This window comes from Paenibacillus sinopodophylli, from assembly GCF_005930355.1.
In the GTDB taxonomy this organism is placed as follows: Bacteria; Bacillota; Bacilli; order Paenibacillales; family Paenibacillaceae; genus Pristimantibacillus; species Pristimantibacillus sinopodophylli.
In genome coordinates this window covers 415,197-439,203 of record NZ_VDBO01000003.1, presented here as the reverse complement: position 1 = coordinate 439,203, position 24,007 = coordinate 415,197, and the positions used below count along the sequence as shown (strand labels likewise).

The 24,007-nt window shown below is 46.3% G+C and carries 15 protein-coding genes; 14 read left to right on the top strand and 1 reads right to left on the bottom strand.

The window, feature by feature from the left end; all coding sequences use genetic code 11:
* Positions 1-171 precede the first annotated feature (171 nt).
* The 10 genes from FGT79_RS16830 to FGT79_RS16790 all read left to right on the top strand — a co-directional run bounded on the left by FGT79_RS16830 (position 172) and on the right by FGT79_RS16790 (position 13,986).
* Positions 172-471, top strand: a complete 300-nt coding sequence (locus tag FGT79_RS16830; RefSeq protein ID WP_138753969.1) for a protease inhibitor I42 family protein — start codon at positions 172-174, stop codon at positions 469-471.
* 237 nt (positions 472-708) lie between these two features.
* Positions 709-864, top strand: coding sequence for a hypothetical protein (locus FGT79_RS31235; protein WP_171056286.1), 156 nt, complete (start codon positions 709-711; stop codon positions 862-864).
* Positions 803-1,252, top strand: a complete 450-nt coding sequence (locus FGT79_RS16825) for an NAD(P)/FAD-dependent oxidoreductase (protein ID WP_138753968.1) — start codon at positions 803-805, stop codon at positions 1,250-1,252. The genes FGT79_RS31235 and FGT79_RS16825 overlap by 62 nt, the downstream gene beginning before the upstream one ends.
* A gap of 264 nt (positions 1,253-1,516) precedes the next feature.
* Complete coding sequence (locus FGT79_RS16820) at positions 1,517-2,401, top strand: ABC transporter ATP-binding protein (RefSeq protein ID WP_138754070.1); 885 nt, start codon at positions 1,517-1,519, stop codon at positions 2,399-2,401.
* A complete protein-coding gene (locus tag FGT79_RS16815; RefSeq protein WP_138753967.1) occupies positions 2,398-4,002 on the top strand; it encodes a hypothetical protein in 1,605 nt (534 codons plus the stop codon). Before FGT79_RS16820 ends, FGT79_RS16815 begins: the two co-directional genes overlap by 4 nt.
* 233 nt (positions 4,003-4,235) lie before the next feature.
* Positions 4,236-5,129, top strand: a complete 894-nt coding sequence (locus FGT79_RS16810; RefSeq protein ID WP_138753966.1) for a LysR family transcriptional regulator — start codon at positions 4,236-4,238, stop codon at positions 5,127-5,129.
* 212 nt (positions 5,130-5,341) lie between these two features.
* A complete protein-coding gene (locus tag FGT79_RS16805) occupies positions 5,342-7,753 on the top strand; it encodes an autotransporter outer membrane beta-barrel domain-containing protein (RefSeq protein WP_138753965.1) in 2,412 nt (803 codons plus the stop codon).
* A gap of 40 nt (positions 7,754-7,793) precedes the next feature.
* Positions 7,794-12,362: a fibronectin type III domain-containing protein gene (locus FGT79_RS16800; RefSeq protein WP_138753964.1), complete on the top strand. Its 4,569-nt coding sequence runs from the start codon at positions 7,794-7,796 to the stop codon at positions 12,360-12,362.
* Positions 12,363-12,665: 303 nt separating this feature from the next.
* The gene (locus tag FGT79_RS16795) at positions 12,666-13,163 is read left to right on the top strand and encodes an RNA polymerase sigma factor (protein WP_138753963.1); all 498 of its coding nucleotides are present in this window, start codon (positions 12,666-12,668) and stop codon (positions 13,161-13,163) included.
* Positions 13,144-13,986, top strand: a complete 843-nt coding sequence (locus FGT79_RS16790) for a DUF5666 domain-containing protein (protein ID WP_138753962.1) — start codon at positions 13,144-13,146, stop codon at positions 13,984-13,986. The genes FGT79_RS16795 and FGT79_RS16790 overlap by 20 nt, the downstream gene beginning before the upstream one ends.
* Positions 13,987-14,061: 75 nt before the next feature.
* On the opposite strand, the gene FGT79_RS16785 is transcribed toward FGT79_RS16790, so the two are convergent.
* A complete protein-coding gene (locus FGT79_RS16785; RefSeq protein ID WP_138753961.1) occupies positions 14,062-14,955 on the bottom strand; it encodes a LysR family transcriptional regulator in 894 nt (297 codons plus the stop codon).
* Between the two features lie 108 nt (positions 14,956-15,063).
* Here FGT79_RS16785 and FGT79_RS16780 point away from each other — a divergent pair, with 108 nt between their 5' ends.
* The 4 genes from FGT79_RS16780 (at position 15,064) to FGT79_RS16765 (ending at position 23,827) form a co-directional block, all read left to right on the top strand.
* On the top strand, positions 15,064-15,468 hold the full coding sequence (locus tag FGT79_RS16780; RefSeq protein ID WP_138753960.1) for a tautomerase family protein: 405 nt from the start codon (positions 15,064-15,066) through the stop codon (positions 15,466-15,468).
* 1 nt (position 15,469) lies between these two features.
* Complete coding sequence (locus FGT79_RS16775; RefSeq protein WP_138753959.1) at positions 15,470-15,805, top strand: carboxymuconolactone decarboxylase family protein; 336 nt, start codon at positions 15,470-15,472, stop codon at positions 15,803-15,805.
* Positions 15,806-16,114: 309 nt separating this feature from the next.
* Positions 16,115-19,471 carry a glycosyl hydrolase 53 family protein gene (locus FGT79_RS16770; RefSeq protein WP_138753958.1) on the top strand — a complete coding sequence of 1,119 codons (3,357 nt, stop codon included), beginning with the start codon at positions 16,115-16,117 and terminating at the stop codon, positions 19,469-19,471.
* 171 nt (positions 19,472-19,642) lie between these two features.
* Positions 19,643-23,827 (top strand): S-layer homology domain-containing protein, encoded by a 4,185-nt coding sequence (locus FGT79_RS16765; protein ID WP_138753957.1) that lies wholly within the window; start codon positions 19,643-19,645, stop codon positions 23,825-23,827.
* Positions 23,828-24,007 lie beyond the last annotated feature (180 nt).

Sequence of the window (24,007 nt, the reverse complement as noted above, 5' to 3'; positions counted from 1 at the left end):
AGCTCTACATTCTCATAAGTTCACTCTCAATTGGAAATGATAAGCTTATCTGCAACCTATTTACTTTGGTATACGTTTACGTAGTTAAATGCCCTTATAGAAGGAAGTACTCTTGCTAAAGGATCATCCATTGCATCGATAATTACCAATACAGTTACTGGAGATGTAAATATGAATAAAATTAGCATTGAAGCGGGAGAATCATTCGAAATTTTGCTGTATGAGAACACATCAACCGGATATTCTTGGAGCTACGTAACGGACGAGCAAGGGCTGCATTTAGCATCCGAATACATTAAAATACCAAAAGCAGACAACGAGCCCTTAGTAGGTATGGGGCATGAGAAAGTGTTCAGGTTCAAAGCTATGAACCCAGGTACTTATCTATTGACCTTCACCTATTCTCAGCCGTGGGATCAAGGACAGAAGGCTGCAGAAACCAAGATCTATACCGTGAAGGTTGTAAAATAAATATGTCTGTTTACTGCAGGAAGTCAATGGCTAATGTAGTCTTTACTGAGGAGTAGTACATTCAATACGAATAGTGTAGAAGGAAACGAAATTCGTATGTATAAATACCCCTATGAAGCAGGTGAATCTTCATAGGGGTATTTGGTTTGTTCTGAGCATCTGGGCGTATGCTATTATCGATAAAAATGGTTGGGATGAAGGCCAGAAAAATAATCGGAACCCAGGTGAGTTAGGGATATGAACACAAATAACGATCGGTTATATGCATTCAAGTCGATAACAAGATTATGTTGCAGCGGTATTCAGCTGGAGCAGCGACTTAACATGCCATATGAATGGATGCTCATTACAATGGCAGGTACAGGAGCTGCCATTACGGATTATCGCTATTGAAGCTGTCACAATTGCACCGGTGGATGCAGAAGGACGTTTAACAGAGGAAGTGCTTTGGTTGGAAGTGGATGCCGTTATTATCAATCATGGTATGCTCGGGGAGTTTGGCCCAATTGCTGATTGGGGCTTAGAGATGGGCAAATGGAACATCCCCGTAGATGACAGAATGGCGACGAATTTCCCAGGGATTTTTGTCGCGGGCGATACGGCTGGCTACTCCAAAAAGCTTCATTTAATTGCCGGAGCGTTCACGGATGCGGCGCTCGCTGTTAATGGCGCAAAGCTGTATATGGACCCTAAGGCTTCTACGACGGCGTATGTCTCCTCGCATAATGCCAAATTTAATGAGCAGAACAAGGCACTCCGTATAATAGAAGAGAACGTATAAAGATAATGACAAATGTAAGCCTTAATCCTTAGAAGTTGAAGGGTTAAGGTTTTTTATGTTACCTGCATGACTAAGGTCTAGTAAACAAAGAACCTCAGACTGATTTGGTGAGGATGATTTTCAGTTAAAGTAGGTCACAGAGAAGAACACTGGAAATGATAGCCACTCTATCGAAGATAATGTTAGTTAAATGGAGTGTTTTTTTGGGCAAGGCTATTTATACTATGCTGAGGCGTTAGAATTATACATTTAATGGAGGAAATGATGGAGCTACTTATTGAACGTGTAAGCAAAAAGTATAAAGGTGATTTTTACGGGCTTCGGGACTTATCCCTATTCATTAAACCAGGTATTCTCGGCTTGTTAGGGCCGAATGGTGCCGGAAAATCAACACTGATGAGAATTTTATCTACTATTACTCAGCCGACAGGGGGAAGGGTGAGCTGGAACGGCACAGATATAACAAAAGATCCTAATGCGGTACGAGCGGTCTTAGGTTATTTGCCACAAGACTTTGGTTTATATCCTCATTTAAACCCGGTTGAGTTTTTAGAATATTTAGCGGCTATTAGAGGGTTAGACTACAAAGTGGCAAGAAAAAGAATTGACGAGCTGCTGCATTTGGTTAATCTCCACGAGGTTCGCAAGAAACCGCTGAACGGATTTTCAGGCGGGATGAGACAGCGAGTGGGTATTGCGCAGGCACTGCTCAATGATCCCAAGCTGTTAATTGTTGACGAGCCAACGGTGGGGCTTGATCCTGAAGAGCGCATTCGTTTCCGTAATCTTCTATCCGAACTATCTGGAGATCGCATTGTTATATTATCCACTCATATCGTATCGGACATTGAAGCGACTGCAACAGATATCGCCATAGTCAATCAAGGACGCAGCGTAATACAGGCAGCTCCAAGCGAGTTATTAGCTGCGACGGAAGGTAAAGTATGGGAGTGGTTAATTCCAAGTCATACATGGATGGAAGTACGCAAACAATTGCTGGTCAGCAGCACCATTCAAAGCAGTGAAGGGGTGCGTGTGAGGGTTATTGCAGACACTCAGCCTTCAGTCGATAGCCGCTCAGTAACGCCGACTTTGGAAGATGCCTATATGTATTACATTGCGGCAAACAAGCAGGAGGCAATTGCATGACCTCGATTCGTATGCTATTCCATATGATAAAAGCTGATTATTTGGAAAGAGTTCGAAGGTACAGCTTCTTAATCACTGTACTCGTGTCGATTTTTTTCGTATATAAGTACCTGCCTTCAAGTGATGAGAATTATGTAACCTTATCCCTTCAATCGATACGCGGCCTATATAACTCCGCATGGGTAGGTAGTGGAATTGCTATCTTAGCTTCCATGCTATTAAGTCTTCCAGCGTTTTTCCTAGTGAAAAATGCAATTGAACGAGATGTGCAGACTGGAGTTGGGCAGATCATTGCAACGACTCCGATTACAAAGTGGATGTACACGATGGGAAAAATGTGGAGTAATTTTGTTTTTTTAATGTCTATTGTAGCTGTATTAATGGTATCTGCGCTTGCTATGCAATTCATTAGAGGGGAAGATTATACCATTAATATGGCGGCATTATTGCTTCCATTTCTGTATTCCACATTGCCGACAATGGCTTTGGTGGCTTCGGTAGCTATCCTTTTTGAATCCGTTCCCTTGTTACGTAAGGGATTGGGCAACTTGGTTTATTTTGCAATATGGCTCTTAGCGCTTATTCGGTCAACTCAGGCGGAGCATTCGAACCAGGATATATTCGGCATTTCACCGCTGCTTATGAAGATGTCGAGCGACGCGAATGAAACAATTTCTAGTAACGCTGACGGTCATGTCGGAGGAATAGCTCCCTTGAAAGGTGAGTTAATAACCTACGACTGGAATGGTGTACATTGGACGATACAGATGTTTGTAGAACGTTATGTTTGGTTAGCACTACCGATTATTATTGCAGTAATAGCCTCATTCTTCTTTCATCGGTTTGATCTAACAAGGTCGTCTATAATAAGCAAAAAAAGTATGCGCCGTGCCCGTGCAGCTGAAATTGCAAAGCCTGACAGTAAGCCTGTACATAGGAACGATAGAGAAATAAAGCTAACTCCTTATTCGAATACGCAATCTCGATCCCGATCGTACTATTTCAAAACGCTAGTCTTGGAACTGCGTCTTATGCTTAAAGGATTGCGTTTGTGGTGGTACTTAATAGCGTTGGTAATGATCGTACTAGGCTTATTATTACCAATGGAATTCGTAGTCGAATTTATTGTACCCTTTACCTGGGCTTGGCCCATTCTCATCTGGTCGGCAATGGGGACAAATGAAGCGCAGCACCGCACCCAGCAATTGATTTTTACAGCTATGAATCCCGTTCGTAATCAGTTCATTGTATTATGGCTGGCTGGAATTATGGTTGCTTATTTGACAGGTAGCGGAGCTATGATTCATTTTCTTGTGGCAGGCGAGTGGGAAAGCTTAATGGCTATGGCCATTGGCGGATTGTTTATACCTACATTAGCTTTAGTTCTAGGCGTATGGTCGGGGAGCAGCAAGCTATTTCAAGTGGTCTTTATGTTACTGTGGTATATGGGCCCGCTAAACAAGTGGGATGTTGCCGATTTTATGGGTACAACACAACAGGCACTTGACCGAGGAATATATTTCTATTACTTACTAGCAACCATTATATTGCTGGTGCTGGCTGTTGCTGGAAGAGTACGTCAAGTGAAAATGTACAATTAATGACTACATGCTGTATCATACCTTTATCTGTGTGGAAAAAAGGGACGGTCTCCTCAACATTTGATGAGGAACCGTCCTTTCTTTCGTAAAAATAGGAAATTCATAGTACTAATTCTGACAAAACATAGTATAATAGTATGATATAATTATATGGATGAACGAAAAGCAGGCTTTAAGTCTCATTTGATTTTGCCGGTAGACTACCTATACGGTTTGAGGAGGTGTCGAGATAAATGAATCTTGAAAATATCGAAGCTTTTGTATATGTGGTGCACTTTAATAGCTTTCGCAAGGCGGCGGATGCGCTGTTTTTGACGCAGCCATCTATATCATCTCGTATTCGGACGCTGGAGAAGGAACTTGGTGTGGAGCTGCTTGTCAGGGAAGGGAAACGCTTCTCATTGACTCAGAAAGGGGAGATGTTTCTGCCCCATGCGCAGCAGACGCTCAAGTCCTTCAAAAGAGCGGAGCAGCTTATGTCCGGCAAGACAACGGAGGTAAAGACGCTGCGCCTTGGTTGTACGGAGACGATCTCCCATTATGTAGTGCCCCATGTTATGCCTAAGCTAAAGGAGCGTTTCCCTAATTTTCAGATTCGCATTATTACGGACAACAGTGATTCTATTATAGAGAAGGTACTAAATAAGGAGATTGATCTTGGTTTTGTACGGAGCGTTTCGCATCCTGCTCTGGAATCTGTAAAATTTATTGAGGATCCTATTAAACTATGCGTCTATCAGGGACACTCCTTTTTGAAGGAGCCACCTTTATCTATCGAGGCGCTAGAAACAGAGCCGCTTGTTTTCTATGAATGCGGTTCACTCAATTGGACCAAAATTCATCGTTTATTCGAAACGTTAAGCCAGCCGCCAATCATTGATTATCATATTGACAATATGGAAACGGCGAAAAAGCTTGTGCTTGAGCGTCAAGGTATTAGCTTTCTACCAATGTTGTGCATTAGACGGGAAGTAAAGGACGGCCTGCTCATACCCGTTACAATTCCTTCATTATCTGAATTGTCGCTGGTGACCAATCTTATTATGCTTAAGGAAGGTGACTCCTCCCTATTCGAGGCCGTTCTAGAAATTAACAAAGAGTTAAAATTGATAGAACGGTTCTATTGATCGGATCCAAATGCTTATTGGACGTACTTTACCAGGGGTGATAATGTTAGGAGCATATTGTATCCTTTTCCATGGAAGTCGCTGCCGTATGGATTGATAGACTACGGAATAAGTGAATTAGCATGGTGTGGCGTCGGGTGACGGTTTAGTATTTTTGTAAATCCGACTATATACATAGGAATGTGTGAGTATCTAATAGGAGGATGATGATTATGTATCAACAAACCAAACTGCGCTCATCTTTAAAGAGCGGGGGCTTTAAGCTGGCAGCACTTGCTGGTGTCATTGCGCTGCTTCTATCCCTAACTACTCCGGCGTCTTACACGTCGGCGCAAGCGTCGAAGACAACGCTTGATCTATCTAAGGGTAGCATCAAGATCGGCGATGGAACGGTTACTGGCAAGACGATTGCAGGAGCGGCGGCGGGATACAACGCGAGCGGCTATATTATTACAAGCAGCTCCAGCTCTGAAACCGCTAATACGGTTACAATCAGCGGTGGAACAAATGAGATTGAGATTAAAAACATTAAAGTAAGCACGGGCTATAGTGGCGTATCCCCTATATCGATTGAAAATGCAGGAACAACGGTGAGCTTGACGCTTAGCGGTACAAGCGTACTTACGTCCGGCAATCCGAAAAAAGCTGCGCTTGGCGTAGCTGAAGGGACAAATCTAACGATTGGTACAGTGGATGGAAGCAACAGCCATTCATTGACGGCTAACGGGTACGGAGGTTATGCAGCGGCAATTGGAGGCAATGAAGCAGCTGCATCTGGTGCGATTTCCATTGATGAAGGTACGATTACGGCTAAGTTTGTCCGCAGCGGCAACTACGGAGCAGCAATTGGAGGCGGCCAAGGCGGAGCGGGAGGAACAATCGTAATTAATGGTGGTTCCATTTCAGCAGAATCGTACGGTGGTTATGCCGCTGCCATCGGAGGCGGGTATTCGACTACCGGCTATAACGGTAAAGTGACTGAAGTAACCATTAATGGCGGTACAGTTTCGACAAAAATTCCAAATGCAGCGGTATATGACTCTATCGGCTATGGTAAAGTCGGCTCCGGTTATGCATCAGCGGTTCAGGCATCAACTTCAGTTGTCATTGATGGAGGCAGCATCGTAAGTCGTAATGACAGCAGCAATATTACGGCGCTTCTGTACAAACGGCAGCCGGTCAATGACGCGGGTCAGCAGCTGTATGCAGCGGGTGTTAAGCTAGAGGACGCTCCAGCAAACGGCACAACGGTCGAATTGCAATACGAAGGCAATAGTGTTCAGACGAATACAGTAAACGGCGGGTATGTCTATCTGTTCTTGTCGGCAGGCTCCCATGACGTAGCCATTACGCGCGGGGATACAGGGGAGACCTACTACGGAACCGTAAATGCGGGAGAAGGAATTGCGAGCAGCCCGTTTATAGCTGGTATTGCTTCACGCACGATCAAGAATGCGCCTGTTCTATCCATTGAGAACGGTAATTCTGAGGATAAGGAATTAAACGAAGGCAAAACAAGCGTGCTTACGGTTTCCAACTACAATGAAGTTGGAAATGCCGGCGGCTATGCGCTGCAAGCTGGCACTGATTTTGTTGTTCAGTGGTATAAGGGATCAACGCCAATCGCTGGAGATTTGGAAGACGAATCCCAATTGACGGTTACTCCTCTAAAGGGTGATTCATACAAAGCTAAATTCGTAGCAGTGTCTGGTGGCAAGGTAATTGGTTCCTCATCATTCTCTGCGGGCAAGACATCTCTTGGTCCTAAGGAAGGCGGCATATTGGTTCCAAGCGTGCCTGCCAAACTAAGCGTTACTTCCGAAGCGGAGTTCACGAAACAGCCGGATCCAACAGCCGGTGCAATTACGTATACGTTGAAGCTGACTTCTGATGACGGCCAAAACACGCCGATTGAGGGTGCTGTAGTACGGTTCTATCAGGACGGATCGAAAAACTTTTATTCAAGAGTAACGGGCACAGGAGAAAAAGCAGGCGTTATCAGCTTTACCTTCAGCGCTCTTCTACCAGGCGAGCATTCGATCCGCATTGCTTACGATGGAGGAAAAGCAAAAGGCGTTTCTTACGAGGGCGTGAGCTACTTCAAAAACTTTACCGTTGTGAAGCCCGTTAAGCCGTCTGGCTTTACGACGATTGCAGCAAAGACGGGAACGAATAACGGGAAAATATTTGGTGTGGATGAGTCACAAGAATACATCAAATGGATTCCGACAATCGGGAACGATCAGCAAATTTATTCGGTAACGGGCAATGTCATTGAGAATCTAGAGCCAAGCCTGTATAGCATTCGCTACAAAGCGTCCTACACTGGCGACGTGTATACATTGGCATCAGATTATCGTTACCTTGTGTGGGTTCAAACAGCACAATGGACAGTAACGCCAATTGATACAGACTCCGTTGTGTGGGAGACAGGTGCGGTAGATGTCGTAGCCGGAGGCAGTGCGCAATTGTATGTGCATGCAAAAGAAGGCTATACGATTCAAGATGGCGACATTCAAGTGAAATACGCGAATTATACCTATGACAGCGAAACGGGACTATTAAGCCTTGATACGATTACGAGCAACATCCGCATTTCTATTAACGCTAGCTTGATCGAATAAAGGAAGACACAATTTAATCAACAAGAGAGGAGCTTGCGCAATGAAAAAAGGAAATTGGCTGCGGCTGGGGCTTGTGGCTGCCATTGTTACGAATTTGTTCACAGCGGTAATCCCGAATGCTTCCGCAGATGAGCTGAAGACGACGCTCGACATTTCCAAGGGTAGTATTACAATCGGCGATGGCACTGTCACAGGGAAAACATCAAGCGGTGCAAATGCTGTCTACAATGCAAACGGCTATATTATTACAGGTTCTTCAACTACCTACGTAGTGGCAATTAAGGGCGGCGTAGAGCAGCATGTAACGCTGGAGAATGCATCCATTACTAAGACGACCTCTGCTTATGGGTCTATTCCGACGATTTCAATCGAAGGCAGCGGTACAAAGGTATATTTGGCGCTAAGTGGTACGAATGTCGTATCGTCTTATAATGGAGCTACCCAAAAGGCGCCTATCAGCGTGCCAGAGGGAACCGAGCTGATTATCGATTCGATTGACGGCAACGACAGTCATTCGTTGACAGCCAGCAGCTATAGCAGCGCAGCTGCGATAGGCGGCAACATCTCGGAAACCGCAGGCAGCATTACGATTAATAGCGGTACAATAACAGCAAACTTCAGAGCGAGCGGCAGCTCTGCCGCTGCAATTGGTGGAGGAAAGGGAGGCGCAGGCGGAAATATCGTCATTAATGGCGGCGTTATTACGGCGGAGTCTTACAACGGTACAGCGGCAGCGATAGGCGGAGGCGACGTGTCCTCGACCTACCCTGGTAAGACGACACGCGTCACGATTAATGGCGGTACGATAAATGCCAAGGTGCCTTCTAATACATCAAGCTATGCCTACGATGTAATAGGAACAGGTTACGCTTCTACCACCAACAGGGCGGACAATGTGCAGAAGACGACCGTAATTATTAATGGCGGCAATCTGTTTACGAACAACATTCAACTTCTTAATGGCAGGCAGGCGTTGAACAAGGACGGTCAAACGGTGTATGCAACGGCAATCAAAGTTGACACTGCCACCGCTCCAGCCATTGGTACTGCTGTAGCTGTCCATTACGGAGACCAAACATTGAATACGTCCATATTGAGCAGTGGAACAGTATATCTGTTCCTGCCTGCCGGCACAATACCAGTCGATATTACGTTAAAAACGACAGGGAAAACCTACTATGGAAATGTAATAACAACGACGTCGACAACCAGTTATCCGAACAGTGCTGCAACGGTATCCCGTGAACTGAATTCGTCTCCGACCATTTCAGTTCAGGCAGATGCGGAAGGAGACGCTCGCTTTTATTACGGAACTCCGGTTACCCTTGCTGTTAACAACTTGGGTTCGGTAGTGAATAAAGGCGGTTATCCGCTTGTGTATGGTACGGATTACACGGTTGAATGGTTTAAGGGAGCGGGCGCCAATCCGACGGCTGTTGTTAATCAATCCGAAAATCCGTCTCAGCTCACGATTACGGCAGCATCGGGTGAAGTATACAGAGCCAAATTCGTTGCTCTTACCTCAGAAGCCTCGAAGCTTGATGCGGGCAATGCGGGAAGTTTATCCACTTCTCTTACCGCAGATTGGCTGAAGAGAACGGTAAGCTTCACGAATGTGAAGGAGACGTACAGCTTCGGGGAGGAAGCGACATTAGCTGTAGAATTGAGCGCAGGCAACGACAGTGTTGTATTCAGCAGCTCAGATGACAGCATCATTTCTATTGATCCAGTAACTGGAGCATTGAAGGCGCATAAGCTAGGCACTGCAACGGTAACAGCTACTGTGGCACAAAATGCGACAGCAAAGCAATCATCAGCCATTGCGAGCCATCTCATAGAGGTGATTGCGCTTCATCCGCTTACCCCTGTTCATGTTAGCGCAGTACCAGGCAACGGAGAGGCCGTAATCAGCTTCGAGAAACCAGATGCTCCTGATGGCAGTATAAATACAGCCTATACCGTTTCCGCATGGACTGGCGGCGAAGTAGTTAAGACCGCAACTGGAACGTCGAGCCCAATTACGGTAATAGGACTTGAGAATGGAACAGCCTATACGTTTACGGTAGTTGCAACCAATGCAACTGGTGATTCACCGGCATCAAGTCCATCTGAAGAAGTAACGCCAGCCACTGTGCCAGGCAAGGTAACAGGCATAGAAGCAACGGCTTTAGACGGTCAAGCGGAGGTTCGTTTTACCGAGCCTGCGTCAAACGGAAGACCGATAAGCGGCTACACGGTTACGGCATGGACTGGAGGCGCAGCGGCCAAGACAGCGACAGGAACATCCAGCCCCATTACGGTAACGGGACTAGAGAATGGAACAACTTACACCTTTACGGTGATTGCGACGAATGCAATCGGAGATTCGCTTGCATCCGATGCAACAGAAGCGGTAACACCAGCTACAGTGCCGAGCAAAGTAACAGGTGTAACAGCGACAGGTGGTAACGGTCAATCGGAGATTCGTTTCACCGAGCCTGCGTCAAACGGAAGACCGATAAGCGACTATACGGTTACGGCATGGACAGGAGGCACAGCGGTTAAAAGTGTGCCAGGAACGACCAGCCCCATAACGGTAACGGGACTAGAGAATGGAACAGCGTACACCTTTACGGTGATTGCGACGAATACAATCGGAGATTCGCTTGCATCCGATGCAACAGAAGCGGTAACACCAGCTACAGTGCCGAGCAAGGTAACAGGTGTAGCGGCGACTGCTGGAGATGGTCAATCGGAGGTTCGCTTCACTGAGCCAGCATCCAACGGAAGAACAATTAGCGGCTATACGGTTACAGCATGGACTGGAGGCGCAGCGGTCAAGACCGCGACAGGAACGTCCAGCCCCATTACGATAACGGGACTAGAGAATGGAACGGCATACACCTTTACGGTAGTCGCAACCAATGCAATTGGTGATTCATTGACATCCGCATCTTCGGAAGAGGTAACACCGACAGCAACGGAAACACCAGAAAATCCAGACCCGGGCGAAGAGACGCCAGCTGCTGTACCGGACAAGCCATTAAACGTACAGGCGACAGCGGGCAACGGTGAAGTGAGCGTACAATTCACTGCTCCATCAAGCAACGGAAGTAATATCAGCTTATACACCATTACGGCATGGACTGGCGGCGCAGCGGTTAAGACGGCGACAGGAACGTCGAGCCCAATAACGGTAACGGGACTGGAGAATGGAACAGCCTACACCTTTACGGTAGTTGCAACCAATGCAATCGGTGATTCACCGACATCCGCATCTTCGGAAGAGGTAACACCGACAGCAACGGAAACGCCGGGAAATCCGGAGCCGGGTGAAGAGACGCCAGCCACTGTACCGGATAAGCCATTAAACGTACAGGCGACAGCAGGCAACGGTGAAGTGCGCGTACAATTCACTGCTCCATCAAGCAACGGAAGCCAAATCAGCTTGTACACGGTGACGGCATGGAACGGGGCTACAGCGGCTAAGACAGCGACTGGTATTTCCAGTCCGATCAGCGTAGCTGGTCTTGTCAACGGAACAACGTATACGTTTACGGTAGTTGCGAGCAATGGCATAGGCGATTCACTGTCGTCAGACTCTTCCTCGGCAGTTGTGCCAATAGGCGGAGGTTCTACTTCTCCATCGGTACCTGTATCAACGCCAGTAACACCGACTACAAAGGTTGAAACGGTTATTCGGGCGAATGAAGCTGGTGAAGTCAAGCTGAATGAGGAGGTTTGGGTCGTTGTTCCGAAGGAAACATCGGATCAGGCGATTCAAATTAAAGTAGAGAAGCTATTGAATAGCGCAAACTTGGTCGAGAACGGTCAAAAGCTTGCGAGCCCTATTTTTGAGCTGCTAAAAAACTTTACAGAAAACTTCTCAAAGCCGATTACACTTCGATTTGCATTTGATCAGAAGATCCTGCAAGACGAAAGTCAAACGGTATCCGTGTTCTATTATGATGAGACAGCTAAACGCTGGGTAGAAATCGGCGGTGTCGTGAGTAACGGAATCATATCGGTACAAGTAGATCATTTCACAAAGTTTGCCGTGTTCGCAGTGAACAAGTCTGATCCTAAGCCAGTGGTTCAGTTCACAGATATTGCCGGACACTGGGCAGAGACTGCAATCAAGCAAGCTGTAGAACAGGCTCTGATCTCAGGATACCCAGAAGGTGACTTTAAACCGAATAAAACGATTACCCGTGCGGAATTTATCGTTATTCTAGCAAAGGCACTTAACTGGCAGAACGAAGGCCAAGGCCTCTCGTTTGACGATAAGGATGCTATTGGCTCATGGGCTCAGAAGGCCATTGCGCAAGCCGTTGAAGCAAAGGTGATTTCCGGATACAATGATGGAAGTTTCCGTCCGAATGCGGAAATTACGCGCGCTGAAATTGCAGTTATCGTGAGCAGAGCATTTGAGCTTGCACGTACAGATGCGAAACTAGATAGCAGTTTTGCCGATGCAGACGCGATTCCTGTCTGGTCTAGGGATGCCATAGAGGCTGCACGTGAGAGAGGTATCATAACAGGACGCAATGGTAATTTGTTTGCCCCTAACGATAAGGCGACCCGAGCAGAAGCAGTAGTCATTGTGCTAAAGGCACTGGGCATTCAATAAAAGCTTGAGGTTAATCGTTCATAAAGGATCACTCCATTTCTGGGGTGATCCTTTTTTATGTTTTCACTTATCGTACAATATGCCATTATTGAAAATCCGTACGGTTACAATTGCAGTAATTTGTCGCTTTTTTACGTCTATAGCTGTGCAGGAGCTATATGGTCACATCAGGACAATGGCCGAGCTCTATTCTTAGTGCCGAACGTTTATTTCATTAAAATTAGCCATAAGCTAAAAAAATATGAGGAGCAATGAAAAATATGAGGGTTCTCAGTTGTATTCATAGTGAAAGGGGGTGCTGAGGTGTACAATTCATTAGAGCTCAATGAATCTGTGCGGCAGGCCTTGGATCTATACTCACAAAGCATGATCAAAATTGCCTTCGCGTATTTGAAAAATATAGCTGATGCAGAAGAGGTAGCACAGGAAGTATTTCTCACCTATTTGCAGAAGCGCCCTGTATTTGAGAACGGTGAACATGAAAAAGCATGGTTAATTCGGACAACAATCAACAAAAGTAAAAACATGCTGAAAACCGGATGGTTCAAAAGCAGGAACCCTGTTCCCGAAGATTTGAGCTACCTTCCAAAGGAAGAAAGTGATGTTCTACAGGCCGTATTGGCATTGGACAAGAAATATCGAATTCCGATACATCTGCACTATTACGAGGGATATTCGATCCAGGAAATTGCAGCTATTCTGCAGTCCAAGCCCGCAACGGTAGGAACATGGCTGGCCAGAGGACGATTACTTTTAAAAGAGAAGATGGGAGGCCTTGAGGATGAAGAAATCTGTTTATAAATCCGCAATGTCCCGTGTGAAAACAAGTGATGATTTCAAAGAAGCAACCTATCAGAAGATGATGTCAGATATAGAAAAAACAACACAAACAACTAATATAAATCATAAGGAGCGGTTTAAAATGGAAAAAGCAAATAAAAAGAAGTTAACTGGTTGGACAGTAGGTATTGCAGCATGTGCGGTATTATCATTCAGTATCCTTACAATGAATCAGAATGCCCCGACTGGTACACCACAGCCTACGGCGGGTATCGTTCAGGCTCCGACTTCGGGTAAAGTGGCAGTTAATATTGATGGGGTGATCTCTGAAGTGAGTGCAGACGGCAAAAGCTTCAAGGTTGGTGATTTGTGGGTGAAAGTAACAGCAGATACGAAACTCGGCATCGATGGCCCGACAGCTGCGGAGCCTTCTGAAGAGTTGTTACAGAAAGAATTCAAAGTTGGCAATATCGTATCAGGCTTCACTTCGGGGGATGTCAGCACCGGAGAAGTGACTGCGGATGCGATCTACAACAACATTGCACCACAGAATGACGAGGCTGCAAACCCGCCTGCTAAAGGTAAAGCGGCAGTTAATATTGATGGTGTGATCTCTGAAGTGAGTGCAGACGGCAACAGCTTCAAGGTTGGCGATTTGTGGGTAACGGTAACGCCAGATACGGAGCTTGGTATCGGTGGACCAACTGCTGCTGCGCCTTCTGAAGAGCTGCTGCAAAAAGAATTCAAAGTCGGCAACTTCGTGTCCGGATTTACGACAGAGGACGTAAGCTCGGGTAAAGTAACGGCAACTAACATTTACAACAATATGGCTCCGGCTCAATAATATTAATAAGCATGAAGCGGTGCTGTTCACTGCTGATCCAAAGAACATTCCCCTTGGGAATGTTCTTTTCTGTATTTACTGGGCTTTATATCGGGACAAAATCTCTTCTCTCATAAACTCCATAAGAAGCCTCTTAGCGGATGCAGCGGGATACTGCATGCCGCGAGCCTGAAGGAGTCCCACAGGAATGAAAGGTTGTTGTAGTTCGACATCAATTCTCATGATTTCGGGGATCAGAGCGGTCGATTCCAGCACGATGCCAACGGCGAGCGTTTGTTTGGTGAAATGGGGAATGGCAGAGATTTGGCTTACTGTGTTTAGACGTGGAGGAACTGCTTCATAACGGGATAGCTGCTTTGCCACATGTACATAATACAGGCAAGTATGCCCTCCGACAATGATGGGATAGTCAAGAATATTTCGGAAGGAAATATCGTTCTTTTCACATAACGGATGATGTCGATCTACGACAAAAACGATTTTTTCTGCATAAAGAGGCTCGAAATAAAAAGCAGATGCGTCAGAAGGCTCACCACAAATGGCAAAATCGAGCTCGTCTTGGAGAATGGCGTGTGATAAGTAGTCCGTGTTTCCCATGGTAATCTGGCAGACCATTCTTGGCTTGCGTTTTTGAAAGGCTCGCAAGGCGTTCGGAAGAGCATGTTCCATCATGGGTTCTATCCCTCCGATACGCAGGCTGCCAATCTCATCTTGCTGCAGCGCCTTCGTGATTTCAGTTACATCATTCCAATGACGAATAAGCTTGTCGATCTCGGCTGCAAACACTCGTCCGGCGCTCGTTAGCTCTGCATCCCATCCCCGTTTAAATAGCTGTACGCCGATTTGTTTCTCTAATCGTTGGATTTGATTCGTTATGGTCGACTGCGCGTAATTTAATTTCTCGGCTGCTCGTGAGAAGGTTCCCTCTTGCAGGATCGTTTGGAAAGCCATCAATTCTCTTAAGTCCATTCAGGTCACCTCGATCGATATAATGAATCAAGAATATCATATTATTCAATTATATAAATGATGAATGGTTGAGTACAATAAAGCTATCTTAATGAAGGAGCGTGACCGATGCCATTTGTTAGAGTTAGCTACTTGGAGCATGTATATGAAGACCGACAGCTGGAAGCCATTAGCCGTTCCATTATGAGCGCATTAGTGCAGCATTTCAATGTGCCGGAAGACGATCTGTTTCAGGTGTTCCATGCTCATAAAGCAGGACAGTACTTTTACAGCAAACATTATTTGAACATTGAACGAAGTGACGCACTGCTATTTATTCAAATAACGCTCAAGTCAGGTAGAACGACAAGACAGAAAACAAGCTTTTACGAGGCTTTGGCTGAACAATTATCAAAGACGCTTCTTATGAGGAAAGAAGATGTGTTCATTGTACTGGTCGATACGGAGTTTGAGGATTGGTCGTTCGGCAACGGTTTAGCTCAAATGGTGCAACGACCGATCGGGGAGGTGTGATATGGCGCACCGAAAAATCATGTCCAGTGCACGGGAGTCGTTCGGAGACATTGCTCCGGCATTCGTCAGCTATTCAGAAGACGTATTATTCGGGGATCTCTGGAGAAGGGAGCCATTATCGCTCCGGGACCGCAGTATGATTACGGTTGCTGCGATTGTGGCAGGAGGCATGACCGAACAGCTTTCCTACCATCTGCGACTGGCTGTGGAGAACGGGGTAGAGGAAGCTGAGCTTGTGGAAGTTATTACGCATCTAGCCTTCTATAGCGGATGGCCGCGCGCGGCTTCGGCACTTCAGATTGTGAAAGAAGTGTTTGGGGAGCAGGAGAGGCGGTAAGAAGAAGATGTTGCGATTAGAGGGACTTGGGAGAGATTCGTGCGGTTGAGCAGATCGCTCTTTTTGTCATGCAAAGCGTTCAGGATTTTGATGCTTCATCGATCAAAAAAACGAGATTTTCTGCGGATTGTGAGAGAATGTACGCAAAGCTAGCCTATAAACGTAAAAATGCTTGCGTAAACATACAAAATATTAGATTTGTATACGTTACGTATTAAAGTAACTGTTGGTATATTGAGATGTAAGCGTTATATGAAAGCTACGGCAATCATTTGCATCGAAAGTTTAGAGAAGAAAGGTGATTAGAACATGAAAATTAATAAAAAGGTTATGTCTTTATTTTTAGCAGCGTTGTTGACGCTAAGTTCATTTTCATTCAGCGTCGGGACTGCTTCGGCCAGTACGAGTCTAGTAAATGGCGGTTTCGAAACGAATTTTTTGAGCGATCAAACTTGGAGCGCGACAACGGCAAACGCCGCTCAAGTAGATATGCTGCATTTTGCATATGCTGATGATCCATGGCTAACACCAGATGAAGGAACGCATGCATTCAAATATTGGATCAAAGCTACCGCAGTGGGGAACCAGTCTATTACGCTGCAACAGACGTTCACATCCCTCCCTGCAGGCAGCTATGAGCTAACGGCTAAGTCCATGGGCGGTGCTGGAAGTGCAGCGGGGAATGTTACGTTGTTTGCAGGCAATGACAAATCAGTACCGGTTGCTACAACCGGCTATAATGCTTGGGGTGCAGTTAGCCTATCGTTTGAATTGGAGCAGGCCGTATCGGGCTTTAACATCGGAGCAACGATAAGTGGTGCTCCATCGGCATGGGGGTACTTGGATAGCTTCAAGCTGACAAAGGTGGGTTCGGTAGTCGTTCCACCAGTAGATGCGGATATTTTTGTGAAGAAGGTTGAAGGGCTTCAGCCGGACTTTATTAAAGGTATGGATATTTCGAGTATTATCTCTTTAGAAAATAGCGGAGTTCAATTCTACAATGAGGATGGAGAAGGACAGGATATATTCACAACGGTGAATGAAGCTGGAGTGAATTACATTCGGGTACGTATATGGAATGATCCTTATGATACAGCAGGAAAGGGCTATGGCGGAGGCAATAATGATCTGGAAACCGCTATCGCAATCGGTAAAAGAGCAACAGCTAATGGTATGAAGCTGCTGGTTGACTACCATTATTCTGATTTCTGGGCCGATCCAGCTAAACAGCATACGCCTAAAGCATGGGCGAATTTGAGCTTTGAGGATAAGAAGACCGAAGTATACAACTTTACCAAAGATAGCCTGCAAGCTCTGATTGATGAAGGCATCGATGTTGGTATGGTTCAGGTAGGTAATGAAACCAATGGACAATTCGTCGGTGAATCGAACTGGACAAGAATGAGTGAATTGTTTAACGCGGGAAGCCGTGCGATCCGTGAGATCGACAATGAAATTCTGATCGCTCTGCATTTCACAAATCCAGAAGCGTCCGGCAGATATGCGACCTATGCGCAAACCTTGCAGACGAATGGAGTAGACTATGATGTGTTTGCGAGTTCATACTATCCTTTCTGGCATGGAACATTAAGCAATCTGACATCTGTACTTACAAATGTGGCTAACAACTTCGGCAAAAAAGTAATGGTGGCTGAAACCTCTTATGCCTATACTGCTGAAGACGGTGATGGTCATGAGAATACTGCACCAAGAAGCTCCGGTCAAACGTTAGACTATCCAATTAGCGTTCAAGGCCAAGCGACTTCGGTTAGAAATGTAATTGAAGCTGTTTCGAATATCGGTGAAGCGGGGATCGGTGTGTTTTATTGGGAGCCGGCGTGGATTCCAGTAGGCCCGAAAGAGAATTTAGAGCAGAATAAAGCGATTTGGGAACAATACGGTTCAGGCTGGGCTTCCAGCTATGCGAAGGAGTATGACCCTAAAGATGCTGGAGAATGGTATGGCGGCAGCGCTGTTGACAACCAGGCTCTGTTTGATTTCAACGGGCATCCGCTTGCTTCGCTGAATGTGTTCAAATATGTAGATACAGGAGCCGTTGCTCCACTTGCTATTGATGAAATCAAAAATGTTACGGTGTCTGCAATCGCGGGCGAAACGATTGTTTTGCCTACTACAACTAGCGTTACCTACAATGATGGCAGTACTGGGACGGTATCGGTTGTATGGGATCAAGACGCGCTGGCACAGGCTATTGCTAAGGGTGCGGGCAGCTATGTCATTGAAGGGACCGTCGAAGGCGGCCAGACCATTACAGCTTCTCTTGAAATTAAGAAAGAAAACTTTGTTATTAATGCCAGCTTTGAGAATAGTAACAGAAGCATGTGGAAAATTACTTATGGAGCGGGAAGCGCAGCACATACGAGCTACCAGAATAAGGTTTCAGATGCCAAGACAGGAAGCTATTCCTTGCACTACTACTCCGCAGCTGGAGTGAATTTCAGAGTAGAGCAGACCATTACGGGTCTTAAACCGGGGTATTACAATCTCTCAATGAACATTCAAGGTGGAGATACTGCTAACCCCGATATGAACCTATTTGCTATAACGGACGGCGAGGAACTGAAAGTGCCAACCGGTGTAAACGGGTGGGTGCAGTGGAATACGCCAGAGATTCAGAATATTCTCGTTACCGATGGAACGCTGACGATTGGAGCTAATGTCAAAGCCGATGGCGGCGCATGGGGAACAATCGATGATTTCTATTTGAACTTTGTCAAAGATGTCGAGGCGGAGAACCCAGATCCAGGAACAACGGAACCACCAGTAGTTACTCCTACGCCAACGCCAGTAGCAACACCAGTAGAAACACCAGTAGCAACACCAGTAGCAACGCCAGTAGCAACACCAGTAGAAACACCAGTAGCAACGCCAGTAACAACACCAGTAACAACGCCAGTAACAACGCCAGTAGCAACACCAGTAGCAACACCAGTAGCAACGCCAGTAGCAACACCAGTAACAACGCCAGTAACAACGCCAGTAACAACGCCAGTTGTTACTCCAACACCGACTCCTGATAGCGCACAGGATAAAGCGTCGCTGAACAATAAGGTAAACGTTGACGTAGTTAAAGGTATTGTGGCGAAAGCGGAGAGCGAACCATCCAAAACCTTTACTGATGTATCGGCTTCTTCTTGGAGCGCAGCAACCATTGATCTTGCATCTAGAATGGGTATCGTTTCTGGATTCGAGGATGGCTCGTTTAATCCTAAAAAAAGCACAACACGCGCAGAATTTGCTGTCATGTTTGTTAATGCGCTTGGTTTGACTTCTGCAGATAGCGCAAGCTTCTCAGATACCAAAGGACATTGGGCAGAGAATGCTATTCAAGCACTGCAATCGAATGGGATTATCTCTGGCTATGCCAATGGTACATTTAAGCCGGATCAAACCATCTCTCGGGCCGAGATGGCAGCCATAATTGCAAAAGTGCTGAATGCAGGAAAAGCTGGGGATGGAAATGTATTCTCAGATATTAATGGCAGCTGGGCACAGGAAGCCATTCACACAGTCGCTAACGCAGGAATTGTGGGCGGTGTAGGCAACAATAAGTTTAACCCGAACGAGGATGCGACAAGGGAACAAGCTGTTGCCATGATCCTTCGTCTGTTAAACGTTACGCTCGAGCTTGGTCTAAAGCTTTAATAGGATTACCCAATAAAAACACGGTAGAGTCTGAGTAAGCGGCTCTACCGTGTTTTTTTGATGCATGATTCTTTCATTAGTCTTTCAGAGCGCTGTGTTACAGTGAAAAAAGGAAGTTAACCTCTTATGGTGAATTTCCTCCATTTTTCACACGAGGGAGAGACGTATACATTGTTATTCATACATTCACGCAAATCTGTTCACCTTTTATTGGCTTTTGTACTGCTGTTTAGCTTAATGGTTCCCTACGGATCGCAAATCGCTTATGCATCGCAAGTGGGAATTCGAAGTGTGGAGGGAACACAAATTGCTGCTGGAGCCAACCATTCGCTTCTCTTAAAACCCAATGGCACCGTAGTGGGCTGGGGTCGTAATAATTCAGGTCAAGTGAGTATTCCGGACCATTTGACTGATGTCATCTCAATTGCTGCTGGAATCGAGCATTCGCTTGCACTGAAATCGGATGGCACTGTAGTTGCATGGGGGAATAACGAAGGAGGTGCAACGACAATACCAGATGATTTGGCAGAGGGCGGAGTCATAGCCATTGCAGCAGGGAGAAGCAGCTCACTGGCGCTAAAGTCAGATGGTGCTGTCGTTGCATGGGGGGTAAATGACGTTAGTCAGTCGACTGTACCTGCTGAAGCACTGACAGGTGTAACTGCAATTGCTGCCGGTAGAGAGTTCTCAGTCGCATTGAAATCGAATGGCACTGTTGTCGTATGGGGAGGCAGTTTACTAATGAACGCCCCTCATGGATTAAATAACGTGGTAGCCATTACTGCGGGCATCAATCATATACTTGCACTGAGAGCGGATGGAACGGTAGAGTCATGGGGCAGCACCAATGTTAATGGTCAATCAACAATACCAGCCGAACTTATGGGCGGCGGCGTGTCATCAATCGCAGCAGGAGGGAACACTTCATTTGCGTTGAAGACGGATGGTACCGTTGTCGCTTGGGGAGGCAACGCTAATGGTCAGAGTGACGTACCCGCGGGATTGACTAATGTGGCTTCAATCGCTGTAGGCTGGAACCATACGCTCGCCTTGAAAACAGACGGTACTGTTGTTGCCTGGGGGGCCAACAATTATGGTCAAACGACCATACCGACGAGTGCTGCATTGCCTATTAAAGGCAACAGCATTGCCGCTGGGTTTCACCATGCACTTGCACTGAAATCGGATGGCACCGTTGTGGCATGGGGAAATAACGTTTTTGGTCAGACAATCGTTCCTGGGGGACTTACTGACGTGGTGTCGATTGCCGCTGCGTCTCACCAGTCATTCGCACTGAAATCGGATGGCACCGTCATCGGTTGGGGGAATGACGTTTATGGTCAAAGTTCCGTACCGAGTGGACTTACTAACGTGGTGTCGATTGCTGGAGGATCAGTTCATTCACTTGCGCTGAAATCGGATGGCACCGTTGTGGCATGGGGTCAAAACAATTTGGGTCAAAGTTCTGTACCGGCTGGACTTACTAACGTGGTATCAATAGCTGCAGGAGCTAATCATTCACTCGCGATAAAATCGGATGGCACCGTTGTGGCATGGGGGAGTAATCTTCGTGGTCAAAGTACCGTACCGGTTGGGCTTACTGACGTGGTGTCCATTGCTGGGGGAGAATATCATTCGCTCGCGCTGAAATCAGATGGCACCGTTGTGGGGTGGGGAAGAAACACTGATGGTGAGATTTCTGCTCCTGCTGGACTAAGCGGCGTGGTATCAATAGCTGCAGGAGCTAATCATTCACTCGCGCTAAAATCAGACGGTACGGTCGTGGCATGGGGATCGAATACTTCTGGTAAAACCACTGTCCCTAATGGACTAAGTGGGGTTGTCTCAATCGCTGCGGGGTTTTCCTTTTCACTAGCACTGAAATCGGATGGTACGGTCGTCGGGTGGGGAGGAGACAATTATCATCCAGAGGTCGCGCCAGGTAATGCCAATTTAAGCGGTCTAGCTTTGCAAGAAGGTGATTTCTCAGAGACCTTCCAAGCCTCCGACACCTCCTACACGTATTACTATGATGGACAATCACTGTCCAGCGTAGATGTAACACCAACGCTTGCAAGTACATCAGAAGCAGATTTATATGTAAACAATGAGCTGCTGGCCAGCGGCAGCTCGAAGACCATTAACATAGCGGGAGCAACCACGAATACGGTTATTCCTATTCGCGTCGAGCCCTATCTTAAGGCAAGTCAAACCTACACGATCACGCTTGAAATTGATGCAACGTCCCCGGAAGTAGCGTTTGGTACGAATGGACAATTAACAGCGGCGAAAACAGCGTCAAGTAAGGTACTGCTTAATGATACACAAAGCGGCGTCAATGCTGATTCCTTGGCATATGTATGGAGCCAAAGCACTGTGGCTCCATCCAGTGGATGGATGCCTTTCAATGACGAGGATACGATAAGCCAGACAACCGGCAACGGCAACTGGTACTTGCATATTCGAGCAATGGACAACGTAGGTAATGCGGTTGCTGCTGTTTCAGGCGCCTTTCTACTGGATAACACTGCACCGACAGCAGCCATATCCAGCTCAGCAGGCAGTGCGGTGAACGCCTCATTCCCGGTAACAATCACCTTCAACGAGGGTGTTAATGGATTTACTGTGGATGATCTTGGGGTCGTGAACGGAACTGCATCCAACTTAATTTCTGTAAGCGAATCGACCTACACAGCGACCATTAGTCCGACGACAAGTGGTCAGAATGTTACGGTATTCGTTGAAGCAGGAGCTGCAACGGATGCGGCAGGCAATGCGAATACAGCATCCAATACATTCAGCACACTTTTCGATACGACGAAGTCAGTAGTTACATTCGGTAACTTTACACATAATCAGCTATTCGTTGTACCGCCTGCTAGTGTCTCCGTTACAGTCAGCGAGTCCGTATATTGGGTTGCTGGAGGAGCGGAGCTCACTTCTGCCAATGCGCTGGATTTAATCAGCATAACGAAGGATGGCCATACATTCTCCGACTATACGAAAGTCTATGACGAGTCTTCATTCGCATTTACGTTGACGTTTAACGATACGCTCAGGAATGGCGAATACGAGGTTCATGTTTCTGGGGACGAGGTAGCTAATAAGTATGGCACAACGCTGGATGAAGCGAAGGCTGCCTTTATCGTAGTTATTCCTAAAGTTTCAAGTATTGCAGCGAGCCCAATTAGCTTGCCGAGTACCGGAGGCGATATAACGGCTACTGTAACTGGGGTCAATCTAACGGGACAGACACTACAGGTATATGTGAATGGAGTTGAAGCTGCAATTGCAGCGGTCAGCAGCAGCACAAGTGCGACAGCCATTATTACTCTTCCGAACAATGGAACCCAGTCTGCTAAAAACTATAGCATAACGGTTTACCTTAATGGCGTGGAGGTAGTCGATCAAGCTTCTACGGTTACAGTGGGTGCAGCGGCAGTCCCGTCAACACCGCCAACATCAACACCGACACCGTCAATACCGTCAACAGTAACGCTTTCGAGCAATGCCAACCTATCCAAATTAGACCTATATACATTGGGCACGCAATTAGAGTTATTGCCTGCATTTACACCTGAGAAAACGGATTATACTGTACAGACAGACGCAGAGCAGATTGAATTGAAATTATCACCTCCTCATTCCAATGCCGTTGTTAAGCTGTTAGGGGAACGCATCGGAGAGACCAAGACCCTTCCTTTGGCAATGGGAGCTAATGTATTCACGATAACAGTTCAGGCAGAGGATGGAACGGTTAAGACATATAAGCTCACAGTTAATCGCATTGCTGATGATGTGAGCACATCGTCTTGTACATTCACGGATACTACGAATCACTGGGCAAAAGCGACTATTTGCGAAGCGGTAGGCTTTGGAATCGTCAAGGGAACAAATGCCTTCACTTTTGTGCCGAATGGCTACGTGACAAGGACGGAGTTCGCGGTTATGCTGCTTCGTACTCTTCAGATTCCAATAAGCAGCGAAGCTATTGCCATGCCATTCAGTGACAAGGACAGCATTCCAGAGTGGGCACAGCTGGAGATGCAGACAGCAGTAGCTGCGGGAATTATTGAGGGTTACTCGGATGGAACATTACAGCCGCAGAAAACGGTCAATCGATCAGAGATGGCTGCAATGGTGTCCAGAGCAATGAAATGGGAGGCCGAGAATGCGAAAAGCGCTTCTTTTGCAGATGATGCCTCCATTCCAGCTTGGGCACGAGATTATGTTGCAAATGCTTATGAAAACGGCCTTATAAAAGGACGGGAAAATAATCATTTCGCGCCGACAGGTTTGACCACTAGAGCTGAGGCGGCAGTCGTTCTATTACGACTTTGGAATGTTCTTTATTAATAGAATACGTATAGGAATGAGCAGGTGCCTAGGCACCTGCTCATTTTTATTTGATTTAAGGCAGGCTAGAGATAACCATATACTTGCCTAGTGATAGTCTAACAAGCTAAAATATTATTTTTATTGACAAATTTGGTCATTTTTTTTGCTATTGCAGGCTCAGAAATCATATATTGTATC

Excerpts from the sequence above, each read along its gene's own strand:
- FGT79_RS16805 (WP_138753965.1), top strand. The coding sequence starts at position 5,342 with ATGTATCAACAAACCAAACTGCGCTCATCTTTAAAGAGCGGGGGCTTT.
- FGT79_RS16790 (WP_138753962.1), top strand. The coding sequence starts at position 13,144 with ATGAAGAAATCTGTTTATAAATCCGCAATGTCCCGTGTGAAAACAAGT.
- FGT79_RS16780 (WP_138753960.1), top strand. The coding sequence starts at position 15,064 with ATGCCATTTGTTAGAGTTAGCTACTTGGAGCATGTATATGAAGACCGA.
- FGT79_RS16775 (WP_138753959.1), top strand. The coding sequence starts at position 15,470 with ATGGCGCACCGAAAAATCATGTCCAGTGCACGGGAGTCGTTCGGAGAC.
- FGT79_RS31235 (WP_171056286.1), top strand. The coding sequence starts at position 709 with ATGAACACAAATAACGATCGGTTATATGCATTCAAGTCGATAACAAGA.
- FGT79_RS16815 (WP_138753967.1), top strand. The coding sequence starts at position 2,398 with ATGACCTCGATTCGTATGCTATTCCATATGATAAAAGCTGATTATTTG.
- FGT79_RS16825 (WP_138753968.1), top strand. The coding sequence starts at position 803 with ATGAATGGATGCTCATTACAATGGCAGGTACAGGAGCTGCCATTACGG.
- FGT79_RS16770 (WP_138753958.1), top strand. The coding sequence starts at position 16,115 with ATGAAAATTAATAAAAAGGTTATGTCTTTATTTTTAGCAGCGTTGTTG.
- FGT79_RS16810 (WP_138753966.1), top strand. The coding sequence starts at position 4,236 with ATGAATCTTGAAAATATCGAAGCTTTTGTATATGTGGTGCACTTTAAT.
- FGT79_RS16785 (WP_138753961.1), bottom strand. The coding sequence starts at position 14,955 with ATGGACTTAAGAGAATTGATGGCTTTCCAAACGATCCTGCAAGAGGGA.
- FGT79_RS16800 (WP_138753964.1), top strand. The coding sequence starts at position 7,794 with ATGAAAAAAGGAAATTGGCTGCGGCTGGGGCTTGTGGCTGCCATTGTT.
- FGT79_RS16830 (WP_138753969.1), top strand. The coding sequence starts at position 172 with ATGAATAAAATTAGCATTGAAGCGGGAGAATCATTCGAAATTTTGCTG.
- FGT79_RS16820 (WP_138754070.1), top strand. The coding sequence starts at position 1,517 with ATGGAGCTACTTATTGAACGTGTAAGCAAAAAGTATAAAGGTGATTTT.